Origin of the sequence: Streptomyces sp. NPDC090994, from assembly GCF_044768905.1 — a bacterium.
Taxonomy (GTDB): Bacteria; Actinomycetota; Actinomycetes; order Streptomycetales; family Streptomycetaceae; genus Streptomyces.
Genome location: NZ_JBIVWS010000002.1, coordinates 524,610 through 549,543, shown reverse-complemented (window position 1 = coordinate 549,543; position 24,934 = coordinate 524,610). Strand labels below are relative to the sequence as shown.

The 24,934-nt window shown below is 75.2% G+C and carries 26 protein-coding genes; 11 read left to right on the top strand and 15 right to left on the bottom strand.

Annotated features, from left to right (window positions below; all coding sequences use genetic code 11):
• Positions 1–79: 79 nt before the first annotated feature.
• On the bottom strand, positions 80–289 hold the full coding sequence (locus ACIQR3_RS07110) for a dodecin (RefSeq protein WP_215166045.1): 210 nt from the start codon (positions 287–289) through the stop codon (positions 80–82).
• 171 nt (positions 290–460) lie between these two features.
• On the opposite strand from ACIQR3_RS07110, the gene ACIQR3_RS07105 reads away from it, so the two are divergent.
• A complete protein-coding gene (locus ACIQR3_RS07105; protein ID WP_403535260.1) occupies positions 461–1,726 on the top strand; it encodes an extracellular solute-binding protein in 1,266 nt (421 codons plus the stop codon).
• A 101-nt stretch (positions 1,727–1,827) separates the two neighbouring features.
• Here the strand turns inward: ACIQR3_RS07105 and egtD are convergent, their stop codons facing one another.
• Genes egtD through egtA form a run of 4 tightly spaced genes read right to left on the bottom strand, consistent with a single transcriptional unit; the run spans position 1,828 to position 6,207 of the window.
• The gene (gene egtD, locus ACIQR3_RS07100; RefSeq protein ID WP_403535257.1) at positions 1,828–2,790 is read right to left on the bottom strand and encodes an L-histidine N(alpha)-methyltransferase; all 963 of its coding nucleotides are present in this window, start codon (positions 2,788–2,790) and stop codon (positions 1,828–1,830) included.
• Positions 2,787–3,614 (bottom strand): ergothioneine biosynthesis protein EgtC, encoded by an 828-nt coding sequence (gene egtC, locus ACIQR3_RS07095; protein WP_403535254.1) that lies wholly within the window; start codon positions 3,612–3,614, stop codon positions 2,787–2,789. Before egtC ends, egtD begins: the two co-directional genes overlap by 4 nt.
• Entirely contained in the window at positions 3,614–4,933 is a 1,320-nt protein-coding gene (egtB, locus tag ACIQR3_RS07090) for an ergothioneine biosynthesis protein EgtB (RefSeq protein WP_403535252.1), read from the bottom strand. Before egtB ends, egtC begins: the two co-directional genes overlap by 1 nt.
• Positions 4,933–6,207, bottom strand: a complete 1,275-nt coding sequence (gene egtA / locus ACIQR3_RS07085; RefSeq protein WP_403535248.1) for an ergothioneine biosynthesis glutamate--cysteine ligase EgtA — start codon at positions 6,205–6,207, stop codon at positions 4,933–4,935. The genes egtB and egtA overlap by 1 nt, the downstream gene beginning before the upstream one ends.
• Before the next feature lie 208 nt (positions 6,208–6,415).
• Between egtA and ACIQR3_RS07080 the strand changes: the two genes are divergently transcribed.
• Positions 6,416–7,240, top strand: coding sequence for a TIGR02452 family protein (locus ACIQR3_RS07080; protein ID WP_403535245.1), 825 nt, complete (start codon positions 6,416–6,418; stop codon positions 7,238–7,240).
• Here ACIQR3_RS07080 and ACIQR3_RS07075 read toward each other — a convergent pair.
• Positions 7,225–7,689, bottom strand: coding sequence for a type II toxin-antitoxin system PemK/MazF family toxin (locus tag ACIQR3_RS07075; RefSeq protein ID WP_403535242.1), 465 nt, complete (start codon positions 7,687–7,689; stop codon positions 7,225–7,227). The genes ACIQR3_RS07080 and ACIQR3_RS07075 overlap by 16 nt on opposite strands.
• A 180-nt stretch (positions 7,690–7,869) precedes the next feature.
• On the opposite strand from ACIQR3_RS07075, the gene ACIQR3_RS07070 reads away from it, so the two are divergent.
• From ACIQR3_RS07070 to ACIQR3_RS07060, 3 genes are all read left to right on the top strand, one after another.
• Positions 7,870–8,328: an SRPBCC domain-containing protein gene (locus tag ACIQR3_RS07070; RefSeq protein WP_403535239.1), complete on the top strand. Its 459-nt coding sequence runs from the start codon at positions 7,870–7,872 to the stop codon at positions 8,326–8,328.
• Between the two features lie 40 nt (positions 8,329–8,368).
• Positions 8,369–9,259 carry an NAD(P)-dependent oxidoreductase gene (locus ACIQR3_RS07065; protein ID WP_403535236.1) on the top strand — a complete coding sequence of 297 codons (891 nt, stop codon included), beginning with the start codon at positions 8,369–8,371 and terminating at the stop codon, positions 9,257–9,259.
• Between the two features lie 82 nt (positions 9,260–9,341).
• Entirely contained in the window at positions 9,342–9,767 is a 426-nt protein-coding gene (locus ACIQR3_RS07060) for a PPOX class F420-dependent oxidoreductase (protein ID WP_403535233.1), read from the top strand.
• A 171-nt stretch (positions 9,768–9,938) separates the two neighbouring features.
• Here the strand turns inward: ACIQR3_RS07060 and ACIQR3_RS07055 are convergent, their stop codons facing one another.
• The gene (locus tag ACIQR3_RS07055; protein ID WP_403535230.1) at positions 9,939–10,577 is read right to left on the bottom strand and encodes a LysE family translocator; all 639 of its coding nucleotides are present in this window, start codon (positions 10,575–10,577) and stop codon (positions 9,939–9,941) included.
• 51 nt (positions 10,578–10,628) lie between these two features.
• Positions 10,629–11,507, bottom strand: coding sequence for an alpha/beta fold hydrolase (locus ACIQR3_RS07050; RefSeq protein WP_403535227.1), 879 nt, complete (start codon positions 11,505–11,507; stop codon positions 10,629–10,631).
• Between the two features lie 125 nt (positions 11,508–11,632).
• Between ACIQR3_RS07050 and ACIQR3_RS07045 the strand changes: the two genes are divergently transcribed.
• Positions 11,633–13,606: a BTAD domain-containing putative transcriptional regulator gene (locus ACIQR3_RS07045; RefSeq protein WP_403535225.1), complete on the top strand. Its 1,974-nt coding sequence runs from the start codon at positions 11,633–11,635 to the stop codon at positions 13,604–13,606.
• 192 nt (positions 13,607–13,798) lie between these two features.
• Complete coding sequence (locus ACIQR3_RS07040; protein WP_403535222.1) at positions 13,799–14,236, top strand: CBS domain-containing protein; 438 nt, start codon at positions 13,799–13,801, stop codon at positions 14,234–14,236.
• Positions 14,237–14,246: 10 nt separating this feature from the next.
• On the opposite strand, the gene ACIQR3_RS07035 is transcribed toward ACIQR3_RS07040, so the two are convergent.
• The 4 genes from ACIQR3_RS07035 to ACIQR3_RS07020 form a co-directional block, all read right to left on the bottom strand.
• Positions 14,247–15,686, bottom strand: a complete 1,440-nt coding sequence (locus ACIQR3_RS07035) for an FAD-dependent oxidoreductase (RefSeq protein WP_403535219.1) — start codon at positions 15,684–15,686, stop codon at positions 14,247–14,249.
• Positions 15,686–16,894 (bottom strand): polysaccharide pyruvyl transferase family protein, encoded by a 1,209-nt coding sequence (locus ACIQR3_RS07030; protein WP_403535216.1) that lies wholly within the window; start codon positions 16,892–16,894, stop codon positions 15,686–15,688. Before ACIQR3_RS07030 ends, ACIQR3_RS07035 begins: the two co-directional genes overlap by 1 nt.
• Before the next feature lie 228 nt (positions 16,895–17,122).
• On the bottom strand, positions 17,123–17,962 hold the full coding sequence (locus tag ACIQR3_RS07025) for a helix-turn-helix domain-containing protein (RefSeq protein ID WP_403535214.1): 840 nt from the start codon (positions 17,960–17,962) through the stop codon (positions 17,123–17,125).
• A 176-nt stretch (positions 17,963–18,138) separates the two neighbouring features.
• Complete coding sequence (locus ACIQR3_RS07020; RefSeq protein ID WP_403535211.1) at positions 18,139–18,357, bottom strand: hypothetical protein; 219 nt, start codon at positions 18,355–18,357, stop codon at positions 18,139–18,141.
• Positions 18,358–18,527: 170 nt separating this feature from the next.
• On the opposite strand from ACIQR3_RS07020, the gene ACIQR3_RS07015 reads away from it, so the two are divergent.
• On the top strand, positions 18,528–19,433 hold the full coding sequence (locus tag ACIQR3_RS07015) for a LysR family transcriptional regulator (RefSeq protein ID WP_403535208.1): 906 nt from the start codon (positions 18,528–18,530) through the stop codon (positions 19,431–19,433).
• Positions 19,434–19,576: 143 nt separating this feature from the next.
• Here the strand turns inward: ACIQR3_RS07015 and ACIQR3_RS07010 are convergent, their stop codons facing one another.
• Positions 19,577–20,140, bottom strand: a complete 564-nt coding sequence (locus tag ACIQR3_RS07010; protein WP_215166065.1) for an NAD(P)H-dependent oxidoreductase — start codon at positions 20,138–20,140, stop codon at positions 19,577–19,579.
• Positions 20,141–20,281: 141 nt separating this feature from the next.
• Here ACIQR3_RS07010 and ACIQR3_RS07005 point away from each other — a divergent pair, with 141 nt between their 5' ends.
• Together ACIQR3_RS07005 and ACIQR3_RS07000 are read left to right on the top strand one after the other, a co-directional pair.
• Positions 20,282–20,950, top strand: a complete 669-nt coding sequence (locus tag ACIQR3_RS07005; protein WP_403535204.1) for a TetR/AcrR family transcriptional regulator — start codon at positions 20,282–20,284, stop codon at positions 20,948–20,950.
• Between the two features lie 162 nt (positions 20,951–21,112).
• Complete coding sequence (locus tag ACIQR3_RS07000) at positions 21,113–22,120, top strand: LacI family DNA-binding transcriptional regulator (protein ID WP_403535202.1); 1,008 nt, start codon at positions 21,113–21,115, stop codon at positions 22,118–22,120.
• A 36-nt stretch (positions 22,121–22,156) separates the two neighbouring features.
• Here ACIQR3_RS07000 and trxA read toward each other — a convergent pair whose 3' ends face one another.
• Positions 22,157–22,543 carry a thioredoxin gene (gene trxA, locus ACIQR3_RS06995; RefSeq protein WP_403535200.1) on the bottom strand — a complete coding sequence of 129 codons (387 nt, stop codon included), beginning with the start codon at positions 22,541–22,543 and terminating at the stop codon, positions 22,157–22,159.
• 119 nt (positions 22,544–22,662) lie between these two features.
• On the opposite strand from trxA, the gene ACIQR3_RS06990 reads away from it, so the two are divergent.
• Positions 22,663–24,099, top strand: a complete 1,437-nt coding sequence (locus tag ACIQR3_RS06990) for a dihydrolipoyl dehydrogenase family protein (protein WP_403535197.1) — start codon at positions 22,663–22,665, stop codon at positions 24,097–24,099.
• Positions 24,100–24,184: 85 nt separating this feature from the next.
• On the opposite strand, the gene ACIQR3_RS06985 is transcribed toward ACIQR3_RS06990, so the two are convergent.
• A complete protein-coding gene (locus tag ACIQR3_RS06985) occupies positions 24,185–24,829 on the bottom strand; it encodes a peptide deformylase (RefSeq protein ID WP_403535195.1) in 645 nt (214 codons plus the stop codon).
• Positions 24,830–24,934: the final 105 nt, after the last annotated feature.

The following is a 24,934-nucleotide window of genomic DNA, read 5'->3' as shown; positions in this document are numbered from 1 at the left end:
CATTTACAAAGCGGGGTGGTGGCGGCGGGCGGTGGCGGGCGGGGGCGGCTCCCTGGGGTGCGGGTTCCTGGGGCGGCGCTCACTCGTCCAGGCGGAAGCCCACCTTCAGGCCGACCTGCCAGTGGGCCACCTGGCCGTTCTCGATCTGGCCGCGGACCTGGGTCACCTCGAACCAGTCCAGGTGGCGCAGGGTTTCCGAGGCGCGGGAGAGGCCGTTGCGGACGGCCTGGTCCACTCCGTCGGGCGAGGTGCCGACGATCTCCGTGACGCGATAGGTGTGGTTCGTCATCACTCCACGGTGCCCCACGCCGCGCCGGCGCGCGACATGTCGGGCGATGTGCCGGAGACCCTTGACCCCGGCATTGGTACGGACCAAAATCCAGGCACCCGTTCGAGCCACGGGCTCGTCCCCCCATGTCGGGTGTCCCTTCGCCGTGTTCCGGACAGAACAGGACCCCTCGTGAGACGTCGTCGCCTGCTCGCCCTCGTTCCCGCCGCCGCCCTCCTGCTCGGCGGCTGCGGCCTGGTCGGGGACGACGACTCCGGCGGGCGCACCGTCACCGTGTGGCTGATGAAGGGCAGCGCCTCGCAGGAGTACCTGGACCGCTTCACCGATGACTTCGCCCGCACCCACCCCGGCATCACCCTGGACCTGCGCCTCCAGGAGTGGACCGGCGTCGTCGACAAGGTGCGGGCCGCGCTGGCGGCGGACGGCGCGGACGGGCCCGACGTCATCGAGGTCGGCAACACCCAGGTCCCCACGTACGCCGAGGGCGGCGGGCTGCTCGACCTGACGCTGGAGTCGATGCGGGACTGGGGCATCCGCGACTGGCTGCCGGGCCTGGCCGAACCGGGCGCGTGGCAGTCCCAGCAGTACGGCATCCCCTGGTACGCCGCCAACCGCGTCGTCATCTACCGCAAGGACCTCTTCGAGCGGGTGGGCATCAGCCGGCCGCCGCGCACCCGGGACGAGTGGCTCGACGTCACCGAACGGCTCGACGAGAGCGGCACCCAGGGCATCTACCTGGCCGGGCAGGACTGGTACACGCTCGCCGGCTTCATCTGGGAGGAGGGCGGCGAACTGGCCCGGCAGCGCGGCGGCGGCTCCTGGGAAGGTGCCCTGGACAGCCCCGCCGCCCTGCGCGGCATGGAGTTCTACCGCCGGCTCCAGGCGCTCGGCGACGGTCCCGTCGGCGCCGACGAGGAACACCCGCCGCAGGCGGGCGTGTTCGCCCGGGAGGAGGTCGCGCAGATCGTGGCGGTGCCGGGCGCGGCCCAGGCCATCCTCCAGGAGAACCCCGGGCTGGAGGACGAGCTGGGCTTCTTCCCCGTCCCGGGCAGGAAGGCCGGTACCCCGGGCGCCGTCTTCACCGGCGGCTCCGACCTGGTCGTGGCGGAGAACACCGGCGACCGGGACGCCGCCGTCGCCGTGGTCGAGGCGCTGACCGGGAAGAAGTGGAACACCGAACTGGCCCGGACCATGAACTACGTGCCGAACAAGAAGTCCCTGGCCGGCGCCGTCGCGGGCGAGGAGGGCGTCGCCGCCATGGCGGCCGGGGCCGCGCACGGGCGGGCCACCCCGACCACGCCCCAGTGGGGCGCGGTCGAGGCGGACAACCCGATCAAGGAGTACATGACGAACGTGCTCACCGGCGCCGCCCCGGCCCCGGAAGCCCGCCGGGCCGCCGACCGGGTCACCGAACTCCTCGACCCGAGCGTCCGGTGAAGCCCGGTGAAGCCCGGTGAAGCCCCGTGAAACCCGGTGAAGCCCGGTGAAGCCGGGTGACGGGCGGTATGCCCGGTGGCGCCCGGTGGCGCCCGGCGCCGTCAGCGCACCGTGCTCAGGGACAGCGCGAAGCGGCCCTCCCGGTCCGTCCACCAGTGGACCGGCTCCAGGCCCGCCGCCGCCAGTTCGGCGCGTACGCCCGCCTCGCGGAACTTCGCCGACACCTCGGTCCGCAGTTCCTCCCCGGCCGCGAACTCCACGGCCAGGTCGAGCGCCTGGACCTTCACCGTCTGCGCGGTGCGGGAGCGCAGCCGCATCTCGATCCACTCGCGCTCCGCGTCCCAGCGTGCCACGTGGTCGAAGGCGGCGAGGTCGAAGTCGGCGTCCAGCTCGCGGTTGATCACGGACAGCACGTTCTTGTCGAACGCGGCCGTCACCCCGGCCGCGTCGTCGTACGCCCGGACCAGCACCGCCTCGTCCTTGACCAGGTCGGTGCCGAGCAGCAGCGTGTCGCCGGGGCCCAGCGCGGAGCGGACCGAGGCGAGGAACGCGGACCGTTCGGCGGGCAGCAGGTTGCCGATGGTGCCGCCGAGGAACGCCAGCAGCCGGGGTCCCGGCGTGTCCGGCAGCTCCAGGGCGGCGGTGAAGTCGGCGATCAGCGCGTGGACGACGAGCCCCGGCCGTTCGGCGGCGATCGCCCGTCCGGCCTGGTCGAGGGCGCTCTCGCTGACGTCGACCGGCACGTAGGCGCGCAGTCCGGTCAGCGCGTCCAGCAGGTACCGGGTCTTCTCGGAGGAGCCGGAGCCCAGCTCCACCAGGGTGCGGGCGCCGGACGCCGCGGCGATCTCGCCGGCCCGGGCGGCGAGGATCTCGCGTTCGGCACGCGTCGGGTAGTACTCGGGCAGTGCGGTGATCTCCTCGAACAGCTCGCTGCCGCGCGCGTCGTAGAACCACTTCGGCGGCAGCGTGCGGGGGCTGCCCGTCAGACCGGCCAGGACGTCGGCGCGCAGGGCGGCGTCCGTGGCGTCCTCGGGCAGGATGCGGGTGATGCGGAACGTGCTCACGTACGGGACTCCTCGGCGGGTGCGGGCGTGCGGGCGTCGCTCGGTTCCTCGGCGGGTGCGGGGGAACGGTCGTCGCTCGGTTCCTCGATCGGCGTCAGCAGCACCTCCGCGCTGCTCGCCGTCAGCAGGGTGCGGTCGGGTACCTCCTGCCAGTGCGGGTCGTCGTCGTAGGGCTCGGAGGCCACGACGGTGCCGCCGCCGGGCCGGGCCAGGTACCACAGGGTGTCGCCCCAGGCGGTGGCGGCGATCGTGTCCCCGTCGGTGAGGAGGAGGTTGAGGCGGGCGGTGGGGGCCGCCGAGGCGACCTCCAGGACCGTGCCGGCCAGTGCGCGGGGCTGGGGGACGCCGGTCCGCAGCCGGCCGAGGACCAGCGCCCACACGAACGCCGAGTCGTTGCGGGCCTCCAGGGACAGCAGCGCCTCGGGCGGCAGCGACGGCACCAGACCGGCGAGCGAGCCGGGCCAGCCGGGCACCGCCCCGTTGTGGCTGAACAGCCAGGCGTCCGCGGCGAACGGCGCCGCCGCGGCCTCCGCGTCCGCCCCGGACAGGGTGGCGTCGCGCACCGCGCCGAGCACCGCCGTACTGCGCACCACCCGGGCCAGGTCGGCGAAGGACCGGTCCGCCCAGATCGGCCCGGCCCGCCGGTACCGGGCCGGCACCGGGTCGTCCTCGGCGTACCAGCCGACGCCGAACCCGTCGGCGTTGACCGTCCCGTACCGCTGCCGGCGCGGCGCCCACGACTGGCGGTACAGGGCGTGCGGGGGCGCCACGAGGAGCCCGCCGAGCGACAGCGCGGGCCCCACGTAGGCGAGGTGACGGCACATCAGACGGCCTCCGCGGACCGGGCCGTGCGGAACCCGGCGAAGATCTGCCGCCGGATCGGATAGTCCCAGTTGCGGAACGTGCCCCGGCAGGCCACCGTGTCCACCGCGAACGAACCGCCGCGCAGCACCTTGTGCTCGGGGCCGAAGAACACCTCCGAGTACTCCTTGTACGGGAACGCCCGGAACCCCGGGTACGGCAGGAAGTCGCTCGCCGTCCACTCCCACACGTCGCCGATCAACTGCCGTACCCCGAGCGGCGACTCACCGGCCGGGTAGCTGCCGGCGGGCGCCGGGCGAAGGTGCCGCTGGCCGAGGTTGGCGTGCTCGGGGCCGGGGTCGGCGTCGCCCCACGGGTAGCGCGTCGAGCCGCCGGTCGCCGGGTCGTGGCGGGCGGCCTTCTCCCACTCGGCCTCGGTGGGCAGCCGCCGGCCGGCCCAGCGGGCGTAGGCGTCGGCCTCGTACCAGCACACGTGCACCACCGGCTCGTCGGGCGGCACCGCCTCCGTCACCCCGAACCGGCGGCGCAGCCACTGCCCGCCGTCCCGGCGCCAGAACAGCGGCGCGGTGATCGCGCTGCGGCGGATGTGGTCCCAGCCCTCGGCGGTCCACCAGCGCGGGTCGGTGTAGCCGCCGTCGTCGATGAACGCCTGGTACGCCGCGTTGGTGACCGGCGTCGTGTCGATGTGGAACGGCGCCACCTCGCGCCGGTGCGCGGGCCGTTCGTTGTCCAGCGCCCACGGCTCGGTGGACGTGCCCATCGTGAACGGGCCGCCGGGGACCAGGACTTCGGCGGGGCCGGTGAACAGCGGCACCGGGTCCGGATCGGGCGCGGTGAGGGCCTGCGGACCCCGGCGGAGCTGATGGGTGATCAGCATCGTCTCGTCGTGCTGCTGCTCGTGCTGCGCGATCATCCCGAAGGCGAAGCCCGCCTCCGTCAGCCGCGTCCCGTGGAAGGCGGTGCCCGCCAGCACGTCCAGGGCCCGGCCGCGCACCTCGGCCGCGTACCGGCGGGCCTCCTCGGGCGACAGCAGCGGCAGCTTGGGGCGCTCGGCGCGCGGGTGCTCGAAGGCGTCGTAGAGACTGTCGATCTCGGGCCGTATCGCCTCCTGCCCGCCGACCGCCCGCAGCAGCCACAGCTCCTCCTGGCTGCCGATGTGGGCGAGGTCCCACACCAGTGGCGACATCAGCGGCGAGTGCTGCGCGGTCAGGTCCGGCTCCGCCACGCAGCTGGTCAGCAGCGTGGTGCGGTCGCGGGCGGTGACGAGCGTGGCCAGGGCCCGCTCGCGCAGGGTCTCGGCGTCGTGGGTGGGGTCGGTCATCAAGAGCGGTCCTTCCGGTGCTCGTCCAGCAGGTCGTCGGCGGGGCACCGGCCCCGCGCGACATAGCGGTCCAGGTGCGCCGCGACGGCGTCCGTCACCCGGGCGCCGGCGCCGAGCCGGGGCAGCGCGCGCAGCGCCGCCGCGAAGCACACGGCGGCGGCCTCGCGCAGCTCCGGGTCGCCGAGCCCGAGCCGGGCCGCGTCCCGCCACAGCGGGTTGTGCGGGGCGGGCCGGCCGCCGGTGCGCTCGGTCAGCGGCTTCACCGCCCGGTAGGCGGTCTCGGTGGCCTCCGGGTCGTCGAACAGCGCCGCCGTCACCGCGAGCGGCACGAGCCAGCCGTCGTCCCCGGGCTGCGCGTCGATCATGCGCAGCTCCAGGTGACCGTGCGGTCTGACCGGCGGGAACAGCGTGGTGAGGTGGTAGTCGAGGTCGTCCGCGGTGGGCGGCCTGGGCGACCGCGACCGGGTCCACTCCCGGAAGGTGAGCCTGTCGGGGACCTCCCACGGTCCCGTGTCCTTCCGTACGCACATCACCGGGGCGTCCAGCGCGTGCCGGGCCCAGGCGCCGGACGGGTCGGTGTCCAGCGGGGGGCCGCCCGCCCGGCCCGGGCCGATCCGCTCCCAGTACAGCTGCCGGGTGGACCGCCAGCCGGTGGGGCGCCCGGCGGTCAGCGGCGAGTTGGCGAACGCGGCCACCAGGACCGGGCCCAGCTGATGGGCCAGCCACCAGCGCCGCACCTGCCCGAGCGGGCCGGGCTCCTCGTACCCGGCGTCCACGCACACCTGCACGGAGGCGGTGGCCCGCATCATGCGGCGGCCTTCCGGACCGGTGCGGTCCAGGCACGCCTCCATGGCGTCGTAGCGCGGCTGGCGCAGGAAGCGGGGAGGGAGGTGCCACGGGTCGTGGCCGAGGCCGGCCAGGGTCAGACCGTCCTCGCGCAGTACCGCGCGGACGGTGTCCAGGTCGGCGGAGACGGTGTCGACGACGTCCGTCAGGGAGGCGGCGGGCGGCGAGCTGAGCTCCAGCTGACCGCCGGGCTCCACGGTGAGCGCCGACGCCAGGGGGACGGACCGCAGTGCGGCGTACGCCGCGTCGAGCCGTCCGGGGGTGACGGGGAGCCGCGGGTCGCGCAGCTCGTGGACGAGCCATTCCAGTTCCACCCCGAGACGGCGGGGCGGACCGGTCTTGAAGGCGATGCCGCGGACCAGTGCCTCGACCTCGGCCTCGCTGACGGCGGTGCGTGGCCTCTCACAGCCACTGAACGATTCTGACATGTCGGGATCCTCCTGAGATTCCACCATGTCGACGGGTTCCGGCCGGACGGCCGGGCCGCACTCGTCCCACCCAAGACCTTCCCGCGGCACGGCACAAGAGTGCGAAAACTCCGTTGCACCGCACGACCAGCATCGCTCACGATGCGTTCATGAGCACGACGGGGGAGACCGCGCGGTCCGCGGTCACGGCGTCCACGGGGGTGGCGCCGTGAGCGCGCGCCTGCGGGAGATCGCCCAGCGGACGGAGCAGATCGTCGCGGCGGGCGCCTACCGCGCGTCCGACGGACGCGAGGTGGGGATCGCGGCGGCCGTGGCGGCGGCCCGGGCGGGCACCCGCCTGCACGGGCCGGAGCCCGTCCCCGTCCCGGACATCCCGTCCGTGACGACACGCATCGAGGTCACCGGTGAGAGCAGCCTGGAGGCCGCGCGCCGCCTCGGCGGTGATACCGCGGTCCTCAACTTCGCCTCGGCGCGCAACCCGGGCGGCGGCTACCTCAACGGCGCCCAGGCCCAGGAGGAGGCCTTGTGCCGGGCCTCCGCGCTCTACACCTGCCTGCTGCGGGCCCGCGACTTCTACGACCACCACCGGGCGCACCGCGACCCGTTCTACACCGACCGCGTCGTGTACTCGCCCGCCGTCCCCGTCTTCCGGGACGACCGCGGCCGGCTGCTGGACGAGCCGTACACCGCCGCCTTCCTCACCGCCGCCGCGCCCAACGCGGGCGTGGTGCTGCGCACGGCGCCGGACCGCGCCGCCGGCCTGCCGCGCGCCCTGGCCGTCCGCGCCGAGCGGGTGCTGGAGACGGCCGTGGCCCACGGGCACCGCCGACTCGTCCTCGGCGCGTGGGGCTGCGGCGTCTTCCGCAACGAACCGGCCCAGGTCGCGGGCGCGTTCCAGGCGCTGCTCGGACCCGGCGGCCGGTTCGCGTCCGCGTTCTCGCACGTGGTCTTCGGCATCCTGGACCGCACCGCGGGCGGCACGGTCCGCGCCGCCTTCGAGCGGACGTTCGACGGGGCTCAGCTCCAGCCGTAGCGCTCCCGCAGCCGGTGCCGTACGAGGTTGAACCGCATCCGGTCCAGCGCGCACGCCTCCCGCCGCATGCCCGCCTCGTGCAGCCGCAGCACCCGGTCGGTGTCCACCCAGGAATCCCGGCCCGAACGGTCCCACGGGCCGCTGCCGATGGGCACCCAGTCCCGGTCGGCGTCGTGCCGCTTGCTGGACAGCTGCACGGCGAGCACGGTGCCGGCCGCCTCGCGGGCGACCACCAGCACGGGGCGGTCCTTGCCCCGGCCGTCGTTCTCCTCGTAGGGCACCCAGGTCCAGACGATCTCGCCCGGGTCGGGGTCGCCGTCGTAGGCGGGGGAGTACTCGGTGCGCACCGGGCCCACCGCGCGGACGTCGGCCTCGGTGGTGGCGTGCGGGCCGTGGCGGCCGGGGGCGTCCCCCTCGGTCCCAGGGCTCTGATCGGTGAAGGCAGTCACGGCCGTACCGTACGGGACGCGGGCGTGCCGGCGGCCGCTGGGGCATCGGAGGACCGATGGCGGCCGTCGGGGCTCCTCTTGGTACGCCGATGGCGCCCGGCCTACGGTCGAAGGCGTCGCCGAGTGGCAGCGCGCCGCGCGAGCGGCCAGCATGCAGCCAGGAGCACCGAGAGAGGCCCCATGACCACCCAGCACGCGATCGACTGGCCGGAGCGGTACCTGCCCGGCACCGGCGACACCTTCGTCTCCAACGAGGTGATCGTCCAGGGCGTCACCGCGTCCCGGGCGTGGCGGTTCCTGGTCGACACCTCCACCTGGGAGTCGTACTACGACAACGTCGCCGACCTCTCCTTCCCGGACGGCGACGGCCCCGAGCCGGCCGACGGCGTCCGCTTCGCCTTCGGCACCTTCGGGTTCCCGCCGCTGGACGCTCGCGTCGTCGAGTTCCTCCACCAGCCAGGCGTGCAGCACGTCGAGCCGGACCTGCCCGGCGGCCGGACGCGGATCCTCACCCAGGAGTCGCAGTTCGGCAAGCCCGCCGCCGACCTGGCGGGACAGACCCCGAACCCGATGCTCAACGGCCACCAGGCCTGGCTGGACGGGCTGGTCCGGGCCGCCCGCGGCCAGGTGGCAGGCTGATCCCCGTACGCGTGACCCCTTGGAGGAGGAAGCCGACCTCATGACCGACCAGCTCACCGTGAGCGTTCTGGGCACCGGCATCATGGGCGCCGCGATGGCCCGCAACCTCGCCCGCGCCGGACATACCGTCCGCGTCTGGAACCGCACCCGTGCCAAGGCCGAGCCGCTCGCCGCCGACGGCGCGCACGTCGCCGGCACGGCCGAGGAGGCGGTGCGGGGCGCGGACGTCGTCCTGACCATGCTCCACGACGGCCCCGCCGCCCTCGACGTCATGCGGGAGGCGGCGCCCGGCCTGCGCCCCGGCGCCGCCTGGGTGCAGTCGACCACCGCGGGCGTCGACGCCCTCGACGACCTGGCCGGCTTCGCCCGCGAGCACGGCCTCGTCTTCTTCGACGCCCCGGTGCTCGGCACCCGGCAGCCCGCCGAGGCCGGCCAGTTGCTGGTGCTGGCCGCCGGACCGGCCGAGGCGCGGGACGCGGTGACGCCCGTCTTCGACGCGGTGGGCAACCGCACCGTGTGGACCGGCGAGGACGGCGCCGCCGGCAGCGCCACCCGGCTCAAGCTGGTCGCCAACAGCTGGGTCATCGCCGCCACCAACGCGGCCGGCGAGGTGCTGGCGCTGGCCGGGGCGCTGGGCGTCGACCCCGACCACTTCTTCGACGCCATCGCCGGCGGCGGGCTCGACATGGGCTATCTGCGGGCCAAGGCCGCGCTGATCCGCGAGGGCAGGCTGACCCCCGCGCAGTTCGCCGTGCACACGGCCGCCAAGGACGCCCGGCTGATCGTCGAGGCCGGCGAACGGGGCGGCGTCCGCCTGGACGTGGCCGCCGCGGGCGCCGAGCGCCTGTCCCGGGCCGCCGCGCAGGGGCACGGCGACGAGGACATGGCCGCCGCGTACTACGCCAGCTTCACCGAGCGGCCGTCCGACTGACCGGGAGCGGGGGTGCCGCCCCGGCGAATGGGAACGATCAAGAACCAGAGCGACCGAGAACCAGAACGACCAAGGAGTCCGTATGTCCAAGCCGCCGCTGCCCGCCGACGCCGTCGAGATGCTGCGCCGCGCCAACCCCTGCGTCATGGCGACCCTCCGCTCCGACGGCACCCCCGTCTCCACGCCGACCTGGTATGTCTGGGAGGACGACGGCCGGGTCCTGATCAGCCTCGACGAGGGGCGCGTACGCCTGGGACACCTGCGCCGCGACCCGCGGGTCACCCTCACCGTCCTCGACGGGGAGGACTGGTACACCCACGTCACCCTCATCGGCCGGGTCGCCGAGTTCCGCGACGACGAGGGCCTGGCCGACATCGACCGCATCGCCACCCACTACACCGGCGGCGCCTACCCCGACCGGGTCCGGTCCCGGGTCAGCGCGCTCATCGAGGTCGAGCGCTGGCACGGCTGGGGCGCCCACAAGGACAGCGACCAGGCGTCCTCCTGAGCCGAGGACCTGCCGTTGCCCGGACCCGGCCCCGGGCAGGTACGGGTTCGGGTGGCGGCGTGCGGACGGGAACCCGGTGGACCACCAGGTCGCGGCGTCCACGACGACCTGCGCAGCCCGGGGTGCCTCGCCGAGTACGCAGGGGCTAGCTCGTCGTCGCCTGACGCCGGGTCAGTCCGTCCGGCCGGTGGCGGCCACGGTGACCCCGAGTCCCACCATGGCCAGTCCGCCCGCCCCGCCGACCAGGGACAGCCGGCGGGGCGAGTCCGCGAACCAGTCGCGCGCCGAGGCCGCCAGCAGCCCCCAGACGCTGTCGCAGGTCAGCGCGATGACGCTGGAGACCAGCCCGAGCACCAGCATCTGCGCGGCCGCGGAGCCCGCGTCGCGATCGACGAACTGGGGCAGCACCGCGGCGAAGAAGACCACGGACTTGGGGTTGGTCACCCCGACCACGAACCCCTCCCGGAAGGTGCGCCGCCGGTCACGCGCCGCCGTCGGCGCGGTCAACGCCCCGCGCAGGGAACGGCGTTCACGCCAGGCCCGGACACCCAGGTACACCAGGTAGGCGGCGCCCGCGAACTTCAGCAGGGCGAAGACGACGACCGAGCGCTCCACCACCGACCCGACGCCCACGGCGACCGCGACGACGAGGATGTAGGAACCGAGCGTGTTGCCCACGACCGTGGTCAGCGCCGCCCGGCGGCCTTGGGCCAGCGCCCGGCCGACCACGAACAGCACACTGGGGCCGGGGACCACGATCAGCAGGGCGGACAGGGCCGCGAAGGCCAGCAGACGGTCGGTGGAAACCATGCCCCCAGGCAAGCACGCGACGCGCGTGTCCGCCGGGGATTGGGGACTCCTTTACCGCGTCAGCAGCTCCCGCAGCGCCCCCGACACCTCCGCCGGCGCCTCCTCCGCCATGAAGTGCCCGCAGTCCACGGTGAGATGCCGCAGGTCCGGGGCCCAGGCCCGCCACAGCGCGGCGGCGTCGTAGCCGAGGGCCGCGCCCCAGTCCTGCTGGAGCACGGTCACCGGCATCCGCAGCCGGTTGCCGCGCTCCCGGTCGGCCCGGTCGTGGTCGACGTCGATGCCGGCCGAGGCCCGGTAGTCGGCCACGATGGACGGCACCGCCTCCCGGGACGCCGTGAGGTACGCGGCGCGCACGTCGGCCGGGAGGGCCTCCGGGGCGCGGGTCCAGACGTCGAGGAAGTGACCGAAGAACGCGTCCGGCGCGCCGCCGATCAGGGTTTCCGGCAGCCCCGGCGGCTGGGCCATCAGATAGAGGTGGAAGCCGACGGCGGCGGTGGTGCCGTGCAGCACGTCCCACATGTCCAGGGTCGGCAGCACGTCCAGCGCGGCCAGGTGCGTCACCGCGTCCGGGTGGTCCAGCCCGGCCCGGACGGCCACCAGCGCGCCCCGGTCGTGCCCGGCCAGCGCGAACCGCTCGTGCCCCAGCGCCCGGGCCAGGGCGACCACGTCGGCGGCCATCGTCCGCTTGGCGTACGCGGTGCCGTCCGGGTCGGCCGGCTTGTCGCTGGCGCCGTAGCCGCGCAGGTCGGGGCAGATGACCGTGTGTTCGGTCGCCAGGCCGGCGGCGACGTGCCGCCACATCAGGTGGGTCTGCGGGAAGCCGTGCAGCAGGACGACGGGGCTGCCGGAGCCGCCGACGGCGACGTTCAGCGCCACGCCGTCGGCGACGGGAACCCGGTCGTAGGAGAAGCCGGGGAGGGTCGGTGTCATGAGGGGTGCGTTCCTTTCAGCGGTCCTTCGCGCACCCCTGACCCTGCCGGGCGCGAATCAGCAACCGATCAGCGCGCGTACGGTGGTGACCTGGTCGGAAGCGAACGGAACAGGTCGGACGGAACATGGAGACGGTCACCTTCGGGGTGCTCGGGCCCGTCACGGCCGAGCGCGACGGCCGGGCGCTCGCCCTGCGGGGACCCCGGCACCGCGCCGTGCTGGCCCGGCTGGTGCTGGCCCGGCGGCGGACCGTCCCGGTGGCCCGGCTGGTCGAGGACCTGTGGGACGTACCGCCCGCGCGGGCCGTGGGAGCGGTGCGCACCTTCGTCGGGGATCTGCGCCGGGCCCTGGAACCGGACCGGCCGCGCCGCGCCCCGGCCCGGCTGCTGGTCACCGAGGGTCCGGGATACGCGCTGCGCGCGGCGGCGGACGCGGTGGACGCGTGGCGCTTCGAGGCGGCCGTCACGGCGGCCGGACGGCTGCCCGCCGCGCAGGCGCCGGACCGGCTCGCGGCGGCCCTGGGGGAGTGGCGGGGACCGGCGTACGCGGAGTTCGCCGGGGAGGAGTGGGCGCGGGGCGAGCGGTCCCGGCTGACCGAACTGCGGCTCGGCGCCGTCGAGCGCCGGGCGGAACTCCTGGTGGAGCTGGGCCGCGCCGCCGAGGCCGTCCCCGACCTCGACGCCCACCTGGACGGCCACCCCTGGCGCGAGGAGGCGTGGCGGCTGCTCGCCCTCGCCCTGTACCGCACCGGACGGCAGGCGGACGCCCTCGCGGTACTGCGCCGGGCCCGCGCCCGCCTCGCCGGGGAGCTGGGCATCGAGCCGGGGCCGCGGCTGCGCCGCCTGGAGGCCGGCGTCCTCGCCCAGGACCCGGCCCTGGACCCGTCCGCCGAACCGGCCGAGGCGGCGGCCCGGCTGTGGACCCGGGCGACGCGGGCGTACGACCGCGCGGTCGCCGCCGGCTCCGGGGCCCGCCTGGAATCCACCGTCGGCCTGCTGCGCGCCCTGGCCGTCACCGGCGGCGACGGTCTGGAGGCCGCCCGGCTGCACCGTCCGGCGGCCGTCGCCGCGGCCGAGGAGACCGGCGACGCCGAACTGACCGCCCGGGTCATCGGCACCTACGACGTCCCCGCCAACTGGACCCGCAGCGACGACCCCGAGGCGGCCCGCCGGATCGTCGAGGCCGCCGAACGCACCCTCGCCGTCCTCCCGGACACCCCGCCGGCCGCCCCCGCCCGCTGCCGCCTGCTCGCCACCGTCGCCCTGGAGAGCCGCGGCGTACGGTCACCGCGCGGCCCCGAGGCAGCGCGCGCGGCCGAGGAGATCGCCCGGAACCTGGACGACCCCGCGCTGCTGGCGTTCGCCCTCAACGGCACCTACATGCAGTCCTGCACCACCGCCGGGACCGCCCGGCGCCGCGACGCGATCGGCGCCGAACTCGTCGCCCTCGCCGCCCGCCACGCCCTGGTCACCTACGAGGTCCTCGGCCACCTCGTCCGCCTCCAGGCGCGCTCCGCCCTGGCCGACTTCGCCGGCGCCGACGAGCACGCCGCCGCCGCGGACCGGCTGGCCGCCCGGCACGAACGGCCCCTGGTGGCCGTCTTCACCGACTGGTACCGCGCCCTGCGCCAGGCCGCCGGCGAAGCCCCGTACGACCGTGCCGAGGCCGGGTACCGGGCCGCCGCCGCGCGCCTGGACGGCGCCCGGATGCCGGGCCTGGAACGCGGCCTGCTGCCGCTCGCCCTGCTCGGTCTGCGGCTGTCCCGGGGCCTGCCGCCCCGGGTCGACCGGCAGACGGACTGGGGCCCCTACCGCCCCTGGGCACAGCCGTTCGCGCTCCTGGCCGAGGGCGAACGGCCGGCCGCCCGCGACGCCCTGCGGAACCTGCCCGAACCACCGCCCGACCTCCTCTACGAGGCCCTGTGCTGCGCCGAGGCCGCGCTCGCCCTCGCGCTCGGCGACCGGGCGGCGCTGCGGCGGACGTACGACAGGCTGCTGCCCGCGTCCGGTGAACTGGCGGGCGCGGGCAGCGGAGTGCTCACGTTCGGCCCGGTCGACGACTGGCTGACCGCCCTCGGCCGGGTGCTCGACCGGCCCTGACCCGCGGGTCGCGGAGCCGTTCCCCGCCGGCCGGCCGGTTTGACCGGGCCGATGTCGGCAACGCGGTCGAAGACGGACATCACCACAGGCACCGCCGGCACAGGCCCCGCCGCCATAGACACGCCACCACAGGCCCCGCCGCCACAGACACGGCACCACAGGCACCGCCACAGCGCCCGGGAGGCGCCCGCCATGACCCACCGCATCCGGGACGTGATGTCGCCCGCCACGGCGACCGTCGAGCCCATGACCACCGTGACCCACGCCGCCGAGCTGATGCGCGAAGGGAACGTCGGGGACGTCCTCGTCGCCTACGACCGCGACCTGTTCGGCGTGCTGACCGACCGTGACATCGTCCTGCGGGCCGTCGCCGACGGCCGCGACCCCGACGACACCCGGGTCGGCTCCGTGTGCACGCCGCCGCCCGTGGTGACCCTCACCCCGGAGGACACCACCGACCGGGCGGCCGAGCTGATGCGCCGGTACGCCGTGCGCCGCCTCCCGGTCGTCGAGCACGGCGGCGACCTGGTCGGCATCGTCAGCCTCGGTGACCTCGCCGCCGCCGAGGACCCCCGCGAGGACCCCCGCTCGGCCCTGGGCGGCATCAGCACGGCGGCCCCCGGCCACTGACCGGCGGCGGTCAGGCGCCCTCCGCCTGGTCGATCCGCAGCCGCGCCCCCTGCCGCAGCAGCTCCCGCTGGACCAGCCGGTACGGCAGCCCCCGCGGGCCCTGCCCGTGCCGGACGGTCAGCGCGGCGCACACCCCGGCCGCCTGGCCGGTGGCCATGGCGATCGGCATGACCCGGTACGACGAGTGGGCGACGTGCGTCCCCGAGATGCAGCGCCCGGCGACCAGCAGCCGGTCGGTGCCGCGCGGCAGCAGGCAGCGCAGCGGAATGTCGTAGAAGCTGCCCCTGGGCACCCGCTTCAGCACCGTCCCGGAGCCGCGCGGGTTGTGGATGTCGACCGGGTACGCGCCGTGCGCGACGACGTCCGCGAAGGGACGGGCGGCCAGGATGTCGTGGCCCGTCAGCTGGTAGTCGCCGAGCACCCGCCGGCTCTCCCGGACGCCGACGTGCACGCCGCTCTGCACCACGTACGACGCCTCGAAGCCGGGCACCCGGGCGCGCAGGAACCGGTCGATCTGGGCGAGCTGGCGGCGGGCGGTGTACTCGGCCCGGGTCAGGTCCCACACGCTGGTGCCGAGCACCCTGGTCACCCGCGTGCAGTTGACGCTCACCTCGTGCGGGTGCGGCGTCGCGAAGAACAGGATGTCCTCGCGCGGCAGCCGCAGGTCGCCGTCGGCCCGCGCCTCTTCCACCAGGTCCCACAGCCCGTGCACCCCGCGCCACTGGTCCGGGTGCTCGCGCACGTACTCCGCGAAGTCCGGCCGCGAGAAGTCCGCCATCCGGAACATCAGCGTCATCGGCTGCACCAGCCCGTCCTCCGGCCGGCCGATCTCGTACGGTGCCCCGCAGGCCGCCGCGACGTCGCCGTCCCCGGTGCCGTCCACGACCACCCCGGCGTCGATCACCACGGGGCCGGACTTCGTCTCGAAGACCACCCGCCAGCCGTCGTCGAGCTTCAGCGCCGTCGAGGCGAACGCGTGGAACAGCATCCGCACGCCGGACTCGTCCATCATCTCCAGCAGGGTCAGTTTGAACAGCTCGGGGTCGAAGGGGACGGTGTAGCCGGTCCTCGGGGTCGGGCGCAGACAGCCGCCGCGTTCCATCAGCCGTTCCAGCAGCCGCCACAGCACGCCCGCGACCACCGGCTCGCCCTCGCCGTGGTCGGTGGGCAGCAGCCGGGAGGCGTCCCCGGCCTCGGTGAACGCCGCCTGCTTGTGCTCGTTGTGGAACGACATCAGCGGCATCACCAGCGCCGCCGTCGCGTTGCCGCCGAGGAACCCGTACCGCTCCACCAGCACCACGTCGGCCCCGGCGTCGGCCGCCGCCAGCGCCGCGGCGAACCCGGCCGGACCGCCGCCCACCACCAGCACGTCGCAGCGGCCCCCGTGCTGGGCGGACCGCGGCGGCAGGGTCACCGTGCGCGGCTCACCGGGTTCGCGCAGAACGGGCATCACACCTCCAGGGGCCGGGGCTCGGCCGCGCCGGACAGCGCCCCGTCCGGGCCCCGTCCGCCGCCGACCGCGTCCAGCAGCGAGCCGCAGCGCACACAGGTCTCGCGGGCGGCCGTCGTCAGCTCCCGCATCCGCGCCCTGAGGTCCTCCTCGCGCCGCGGATACTCGTCCCACAGCCGGTCGACCTCCGCCAGCAGCAGCCCGGCCTGCTCCCGCGCCACGCCCACCAGCGCCGGAGCCCCGAGCCGCCGTGCGAAGTCGAACACCTTGCCGGAGTAGGGCAGCGGCAGCACCGGTACGCCGGTCAGCGCAGCGAAGATCACGAAGTGCAGCCGCATGCCGACGGCCAGGTCCAGGTGGCGCATCAGGCCGAGGACCTGCCCCGGGCTGTAGGCGCCGTGCAGGATGCGGCCCTTGTCCGGCGCGGTCATGTGGGACAGCACGGCGTGCGCGTGCCGTACGTCGTGCCGCTCCATCGGCAGGAACACCACGTGCGCGTCCAGGCGCCGCACCAGGAAGTCCGCGACGGTGGCGAGCAGCGCGTGGTAGTCGCTCTCGTCCAGCGCCTCGGCCGCCCGCCCCGGTTCCCGTACCGACATCCCCACCAGCCGGGCGTCGGTGGGCACGCCCTCGTCGCGCATCATGGCGTCGGTGAAGGGCTCCGGGCGCAGCAGCAGAGCCGGGTCGGCGGTGACGGTGACCTCGCGTTCCAGGCCGACCTCCTCCAGGACCAGCCGGGACTCCTCGTCCCGTACCACCACGTCGTCCATGTCGGCCAGCACGGTCCGTACCGCCTCCCGGTCCTCGGCCTCCCGCAGCGGACCGGCGCCGATGGCGTAGGCGAAGGTGGGCACGTCCCGGTCCTGCGCGGCGCGCACCAGCCGCAGGTAGCGCCGGGCCTCGCCGTCGAAGAGGAGGCCGCCGCCGCCCAGGACCAGCAGGTCCAGGCGGGGCAGTACGTCCAGGACGTGGTTGCGGCTGACGCCCTCCCAGTCGACGACCTCGTCGGCCTCGGCGTGATGGGCGCGGGTGTGCTCGGCGTTCCGGCTGAGGACGACGAGGTGGGCGTCCGGCCGGTGGGCGCGCAGGCAGCCCAGGACGCAGGTGAGGATCGCCTCGTCGCCGGTGTTGAAACCGCCGTAGGAGCCGAGCACGCCGATGCGCGGGCCGGACCGGGCGGCGGGCGGATGCGAAGGTGCGATGGTCATCCGGGGGCTCCCGTCGGGTCGGGCCGGGCGGGCCGCCGGCCGGGTCGTGCTCACACGGGGTGCAGGCGGGCGGGGCCTGCGCAGGGACCCGGGTTGCCTGCGTCGCCCCCCGGAAACCCCCCGTCTCGTCCGCCCACGCCTCCGCCTGTCCGGCGCCGGACAGGCATGGCGCCGCCCGCCCCATGGCCCGGGGCCGGGACGCGGGCCATGGGGCGGGCGGTACGCGGGCTAGTCCACCAGCGACTGGGTGCCCAGGACGGTGACCAGGGCCAGCCGCTCGGCGTCCGGGGTGCCCGGCTCGGCGGAGTAGACCATGACGCGCAGGTCGCTGCCCGCCACACCGAGCACGTCGCAGTCCAGGTCCAGCGGCCCCACCGCGGGGTGGTCGATCGTCTTGCGGGCCACCTCGTGGCGGCCCACGATCCCCGACTCCCACAGCTCGGCGAACCGCTCGCTGTGCGCGCACAGGTCCTCGACCAGCCGCCGCAGCCGCCGGTCGGCGGGGTACCGGCCCACCGTGTGGCGCAGATCGGCGACGAGCGCCTCCTCGAACGCCCGCCGCTCCGACGGGCTCTGCCGCGCCCGGCCGCGCGGGCCGGCGAAGGCGCGCCACACGCTGTTGCGCTCGTGCCCGCGCCGGTCGGACGGATCGCCCATCAGCGCGGCGTACGGCTGGTTGGCCAGCAGCAGCGTCCACGCGGCGTCGAACACGGCGACGGGGGTACCGGCCAGCCGGTCCAGCAGCCGGTGGACGCTCGGCGGAATGTACGAGGGCACCGTGTCCGGACCCGGCGGCACCAGCCCGGCCTGCCGGTACAGATAGGCCCGCTCCTCCAGCGGCAGGCGCAGCGCCCGGGCGAGCGCCTCGACGACCTGCGGTGAGGGGTTGGCCGCCCGGCCCTGTTCCAGCCGGGTGACGTAGTCGACCGAGATGCCGGCCAGCAGGGCCAGCTCCTCCCGCCGCAGCCCGGCCGCGCGCCGTGGACCGCGGGCCGGCAGCCCGGCCGACTCGGGGGAGACGCGGTCGCGCCACCGGCGTACGGTCCGTCCGAACTCGGTCGTCGTCATGGCTTCCAGTGAACACCGCCGGGCCCGCGCGTACCTGGTACCGCCGCTCCCAGGAAGCGGGCCCGGCCGTGGCACACAGGGGGCGTCGGCGCACAGGAGGCGGCGCGGCCGGGCCGCCCGTGGCGTGGCGTGCGGTCCACCGGGGAGCCCCGGCGCGGTCGGCGCGCCGGCGGTCCTCAGTGCCCCGGCGCCGGACGGCTGCGGGAGACCACGCGGACTCCCGTCGCGTCGACGACCCGCATCTGGAGCGAGCCGCAGGCGCACCGGGACCACACCGTGTGGCCGGTGGCCGTGGGGTGCCGGGACACCACCTGGCAGGGCTCGGCGGCGTCCGGCCACCCGCAGTGCGGGCAGGCGGTACCGGTCGTGCCGGTCGTGCCGGTCGTGCTGGTCATGGTGTCTCCTTGTCGGTGCGGGTGCGGGTGCGGGTGCGGGTGCGGGTGCGGGTGCGGGTGCGGTCGGTCCTGCTCGGCCGGCTGATCGTCGCGGCACAGCCAAGGGTGCGACGGGAGGTCCGTACACGTCCAGGTTGACTTACCGGACCTCACCGTGAAGCGTGGACTTCATGATTGACCTGCGCCGGCTGCACGTCCTCAGGGCGGTCGCCCACTACGGCACGGTCACCGCCGCCGCCCGCGCCCTGCACTTCACGCCGTCCGCCGCATCGCAGCAGATCCGCCAGCTCGCCCGGGAACTGGGCGTCGACCTGCTGGAGCCGCAGGGCCGCGGCGTACGGCTCACCCCCGCCGCCGAGAGCCTGCTCACGCACGCCGACGCCATCCAGGCCCGCTGGGAGGAGGCGGAGCTGGAGCTGCACGCGGGCCGGGCGGAGCCCGCCGGTCCGCTGCACGTGGCCGGGTTCCCGGTGGCCGTCTCGGTGCTGCTGGCGCCGATGACCGCCCGGCTGCGCGAACGCCATCCCCGCCTCACCGTCCGCATCCGGGAGACGGACGTACCCGAGAGCTTCGACCTGCTCTTCGAGGGGGAGGCCGATCTCGCCGTGGTGGAGGCGACCCCGCGTAACCCGCCGCCGGGCGACGCCCGCTTCGACCAGCGGCCCCTGCTGGACGATCCGTTCGACCTGGTCGTCCCCGAGGGGCATCCGCTCGCCGGGCGGGACCGGGTCGGCCTGGCGGACGCGGCGCACGAGTCCTGGATCGCCCCGGTGCCCGAGAGTCCCTGCCGGCTGCACGTGATGTCGGCGTGCGGCGCCGCCGGTTTCACCCCCGACGTGGTCCACCACGCGCGGGACTGGAACGTGACCGCCCACCTCGTCGCGCACGGCCTCGGCGTCGCCCTGATCCCGCGCCTGGCCCACCTGGTCCCGCACCTGCCCGTCACCCGGCTGCGCTGCGCCGACCGCCCGCACCGCACGCTGCTGACCTGCACCCGGCGCGGCGGGCACCGGCGGCCGGCGGTAGCCGCGGCACTGGCGGAACTGCGCGCCCTGGCACCGACGGCGGTGGCCTGACACCGCGCCGCGAAACAGCAGCCGCGGAACAGCAGCCGCGGAACAGCACGGGAACAGCACAAACGGGGGAACAGCACAGGAACAGCACAAGGGGCCGGAGTCCCGAAGGACCCCGGCCCCGCGTGGTGCCGAGCCGGCCGCACTCAGGCGGCGGTGATCTCCCCGGCGTGGCCGTGCAGACGCGAGACGACCTCGGTCAGCTGGGCGGCGACCTCGGAGTCGTCCGCCGGGTGGGTCTCGGCGAAACGGGTCACCGAGCCGGGGATGGACAGCTTCAGCTCCTCGATCACCTTGCCGCCCGCGATGCCCACGGCCTTGCGGGCGTCGTCCTGCGCCCACACGCCGCCGTACTGGCCGAAGGCGGTGCCGATGACGGCGACGGGCTTGCCGCCGAAGGCGCCGGCGCCGAACGGGCGGGACAGCCAGTCGATGGCGTTCTTCAGCACGGCCGGCATGGTGCCGTTGTACTCCGGCGACAGGACCAGGAAGGCGTCGGAGGCCTGGGCGGCCTCACGCAGCCGGGCGGCGGCGGCCGGGACGCTGCCCTCGACGTCGATGTCCTCGTTGTAGAAGGGGATCTCGGCCAGTCCCTCGAACAGCTCCACCTCGGCACCGGCCGGGGCGAGCTTGCGGGCCGCCTCGGCGAGCTGGCGGTTGTGCGAACCGGCGCGAAGGCTGCCGACGAGGGCGAGGATACGAACAGACATGGTGATGACTCCAGGCGCTGTAAACACTGCGGGACACCGCGAAACACGGCGGTTACGAATCCGGACCGAGGTCCGTTTAATGTTGTAGCACCTTAAGCGGACCACGGTCCAGTTTTCTTCCCGATGCTTTACGCTGACGACATGTCCGCCGCCCTTCCGCCCCGTCCCGCGTCCCCGGTTCCCGTCGACCCGCCCGAACTGCTGCAGCTCGGCACCGGCCCGCTGGAGAAGGAGCCGTGCCTGCGCGCGGACGCCGCGCGCAACCGCGCCCGGCTGCTGGAGGCCGCCGCGCGCCTGGTCGCGGAGCACGGCGCGGCCGGGGTCACCATGGAGGCGGTGGCCGCGGCGGCCCGGGTGGGCAAGGGCACGGTGTTCCGTCGCTTCGGCGACCGCACCGGACTGCTGATGGCCCTGATGGACCACTCGGAGCGGAAGTTCCAGGCCGCCCTGCTCAGCGGCCCGCCGCCGCTGGGACCCGGGGCGCCGCCCGTGGAACGGCTGCGCGCCTTCGGCTGCGCGCTGCTGCGCCGCGCGAGCGAGGAACTGGACCTGCAACTGGCCGCCGAACCCGGCCCCGGGCGCCGCTACACCGTCCCGGCCCGCCGCTTCCACAACGCCCACGTGGCCCTGCTGCTGCGCCGGCTGGTCCCGGACGCCGACAGCGAACTGCTCGCGCACACCCTGATGTCCTCGCTCGACCCGGTGCTGGTCCACCACCTGACCGTGCAGTGCGGGATGCCCCTGGCCCGGCTGGAGCGGGCCTGGACGGACCTGGTGGCCCGGACGACCGGGACGCCGCCGCCCCGGTGACCGGGAGGCCCTCGCCCGGTGACCGGGATGCCGTCGCCCCGGTGACCGGAGGGCCGCTGACGCTCCGTCAATTGCCGTACGCCGTACCGTAGTCGGTCCGATCCGGACTACCTTCCCCCGGCCGCCGCCCCGTCCCGCGGCTCTGCCAGGATGCCGTACGTCATGGTGCAGATACCGAACCCGCCCGTGCCCACGAGCGCCGATGTGGCCCGTCTGGCCGGCGTCTCCCGCGCGACCGTCTCCTACGTCCTGAACAACACCCACGCCGTCCGCATCAGCGAACCCACCCGCCGCCGGGTCCGCGAGGCGGCCGAACAGCTCGGCTACGTCCCGCACGCGGCGGCCCGCACCCTGCGCGCCGGCCACAGCCGCACGGTCGTGATGCCGGCGCCCGCGTTCCCCGCCGGCCCGCTCTACACCCGGTTCGTCGGCGAACTCCAGAAGGCCCTCGCCCACCTCGACTACACCGTCGTGCAGTACGGCGCCGGCGGCCCGTACGGCGACGACAGCGCCCGCGCCTGGGCGGAGCTGCGGCCGATCGCCGTCCTGGTCCCCGGACCGGGCCTCGGCCCGCGCGGCGTGGCGGTGCTGAAGCGCTCGGGCGCCCGCGCGGTGGTGACGTTGGGGCCCGAGGCCGTCGACGGCGCCCACGCCCTGATCATGGACCACCGGGCCGTCGGCCACGCCGCGGGCCGGCACCTGTACGAGCGCGGGCGCCGCCGCGTCGGTGTGGTGATGCCGGCCGAACCCGGCCTGCGGCTCTTCTCCGTACCCCGCCTGGCGGGCGTCCGCCGCGCCCTGCACGGCACCGACGCGACCCTGACCGAACTGTCCCTCCCCTACGAGGAGGAGGCCGCCGCCCGGCTCGCCGCCCGCTGGGACACCCTGGGCCTGGACGCCGTGTTCGCCTACAACGACGAGTACGCCATGCTGCTCTGCCGCGCCCTCCAGGACGCCGGTGTCCCCATCCCCGGGCGGACGGCCGTGCTCGGCGCCGACGACCTCGTGCTGGGCCGGCTGCTGAGGCCGCGGCTGAGCACCGTACGCCTCGAACTGCCCGCCGGCCGCGAACTCGCCGCGCTCGTCGACCGTGCCGTGCGCGAACCCGGCACCGTCCCCGAGCACCGCACGGTCCTCGGCGCGTCCGTGGTGCACCGCGACTCCAGCTGAGCCCAGCGCCGGGCGAGGACCGCGCCGGCGGCCGGACTACCGCCCGCTCTGCCCGCCCTGCGCCTGCTGCTCGGCGACCGCCTTGCGGACCTCGTCCATGTCCAGCTTCCGGGCCTGCCCGATGACGTCCGTCAGCGCCGCCTCGGGCAGCGCGCCCGGCTGCGCGAACACGGCCACCTGGTCCCGGACGATCATCAGCGTCGGAATGGACTGGATACCGAAGGCCGCGGCCAGCTCCGGCTGCGCCTCGGTGTCCACCTTGCCGAAGACCAGGTCGGGGTTCTCCTCCGCCGCCTTGTCGTAGACCGGGGCGAACTGACGGCACGGCCCGCACCACGACGCCCAGAAGTCGATCAGCACGAACTCGTTGTCCGTGACCGTCTGGTCGAAGTTCTCCTTGGTGAGCTCCACGGTGCTGCTCATGGCTGATCCCTCTTCCTGGTCGGGGGCGGGTGCCGTCGGCGCAAACAGCGAAGGCCGAGCGGGTATTCCGCGCACGTACCCATGTGGCCCCGGCGCACACCACCCACCAGACTGGCCCCATGACGGAAACGGAATCCAACGTGTACGACGTCGTGGTGATCGGCGCCGGACCGGTCGGCGAGAACGTCGCCGACCGCACCCGGGCGGCCGGACTGACCACCGCGATAGTGGAGAGCGAACTGGTCGGCGGTGAGTGCTCCTACTGGGCGTGCATGCCCAGCAAGGCCCTGCTGCGCCCGGTCATCGCCCGGGCCGACGCCCGCCGCACCCCCGGGCTGAGCCAGGCGGTGCGAGGCCCCCTCGACGCCTCCGCGGTCCTCGCCCACCGCGACTACTACACCTCGGACTGGAAGGACGACGGCCAGGTCCGGTGGATCGAGGGCATCGGCGCCGACCTGTACCGCGGACGGGGACGCCTCGCCGGGCCGCGCACCGTGGAGGTGACCGGGCCCGACGGGGAGCGGCGCGTCCTCACCGCCCGGCACGCCGTCGCCGTCTGCACCGGCAGCCGCGCCGCCCTGCCCCCGCTGCCGGGCCTGGCCGACGTCCGCCCGTGGACCAGCCGCGAGGCGACCAGTGCCCAGCGGGTGCCGGGCCGCCTGATCGTGGTCGGCGGCGGAGTCGTGGCCGTCGAGATGGCCACCGCCTGGCAGGCCCTCGGCGCGCGCGTCACCGTACTGGTGCGGGGCGGGGGACTGCTGGAGCGCATGGAGCCGTTCGCCGGGGAACTGGTCGCCGAGGCGCTCACCGAGGCCGGCGCCGACCTGCGCACCGGTACGTCCGTGAAGTCCGTCAGCCGGGAGAACGGCACCGTCGTCGCCGTCACCGACGACGGCGACCGGATCGAGGCCGACGAGATCCTCTTCGCCACCGGGCGCGCGCCGCGCACCGACGACCTCGGCCTGGAGACCGTCGGACTGGAGCCGGGCTCCTGGCTGGAGACCGACGACAGCCTGCGCGTCACCGGCCACGACTGGCTGTACGCCGTCGGGGACGTCAACCACCGGGCCCTCCTCACCCACCAGGGCAAGTACCAGGCGCGGATCGCGGGCGCCGCCATCGCCGCCCGCGCCTCCGGCGGCGAGGGCGCCCTGGACTCCGGACCGTGGGGCGCGCACGCCGCGACCGCCGACCACGCCGCCGTCCCCCAGGTGGTCTTCACCGACCCCGAGGCGGCCTCCGTCGGCCTGACCCTGGCCGAGGCCGAACAGGCGGGCCACCGCGTCCGCGCCGTCGACGTGGACCTCTCCACGGTGGCCGGCGCCGGTCTCTACGCCGACGGCTACCGGGGCCGCGCCCGGATGGTCGTCGACCTGGAGGACGAGATCGTGCGGGGCGTGACCTTCGTCGGCCCCGGGGTCGGCGAGATGATCCACTCGGCGACCGTCGCCGTCGTCGGCCAGGTCCCGGTCGGTCGGCTCTGGCACGCGGTGCCGTCCTACCCGACGATCAGCGAGGTGTGGCTGCGGCTGCTGGAGTCCTACCGCGACAGCTGACCGCCCTCCCGCGACACCGCCGCCCGGCCCGCGGGCAGCGGGGGGAGGGGCAGTCGGCGTCGTACGGGCGCGGCCCGTGGAGCGCTCAGTCCAGGTCGAAGCCGAGCGCGGCCGCCGCCTCGTGCGGCGTGGGCTGTGACCAGCGTTCCGTCATCGCCCGGGCCGACGCCAGCGAGCGCGGCTGCGCGCGGTCCAGGTAGAGCGTCCCGTCGAGGTGGTCCGTCTCGTGCTGCACGATCCGGGCGGGCCATCCGGTGAACACCTCGTCCAGCGCGCGGCCGTGCTCGTCCACCCCCGTCAGCCGTACCGCCGCGGGCCGGGCCACCACCGCCTGCCAGCCCGGCACGCTCAGACAGCCCTCGTAGAACGCGGCCCGGCCGTCACCGGCCGGCTCGTACGCCGGATTGACCAGGACCCGGAACGGCTGCGGCACCCGCCCGCGCGCCCGGCGCACCTGAGGCGGCACCGGCGCCGGGTCCTCGATCACCGCGATCCGCAGCCCCACCCCCACCTGCACGGCCGCCAGGCCGACCCCCGGCGCCGCCCGCATGGTCACCCGCAGCGCCTCGACGAACCGGGCCAGCAGCGCGGGCTCCAACTGCCCGTCGAACGGCTCGGCCGCGCGCCGCAGCACCGGATCACCGGCCTCCACGATCGGCAACGGGCCGCCAGGGGCCAGGAGTTCCTCGACACGCTCGGCGATCGGCGTACGCCCGGCCCAAGTTCCCATCACGCCAGGATGCCACGGCCCACGGACACCACCCCACGCGCGAGTGACGCACATCACACAGGGCGTCGGGAACTCGACGCCCCCCGGAGCCGACCACTGCACCGT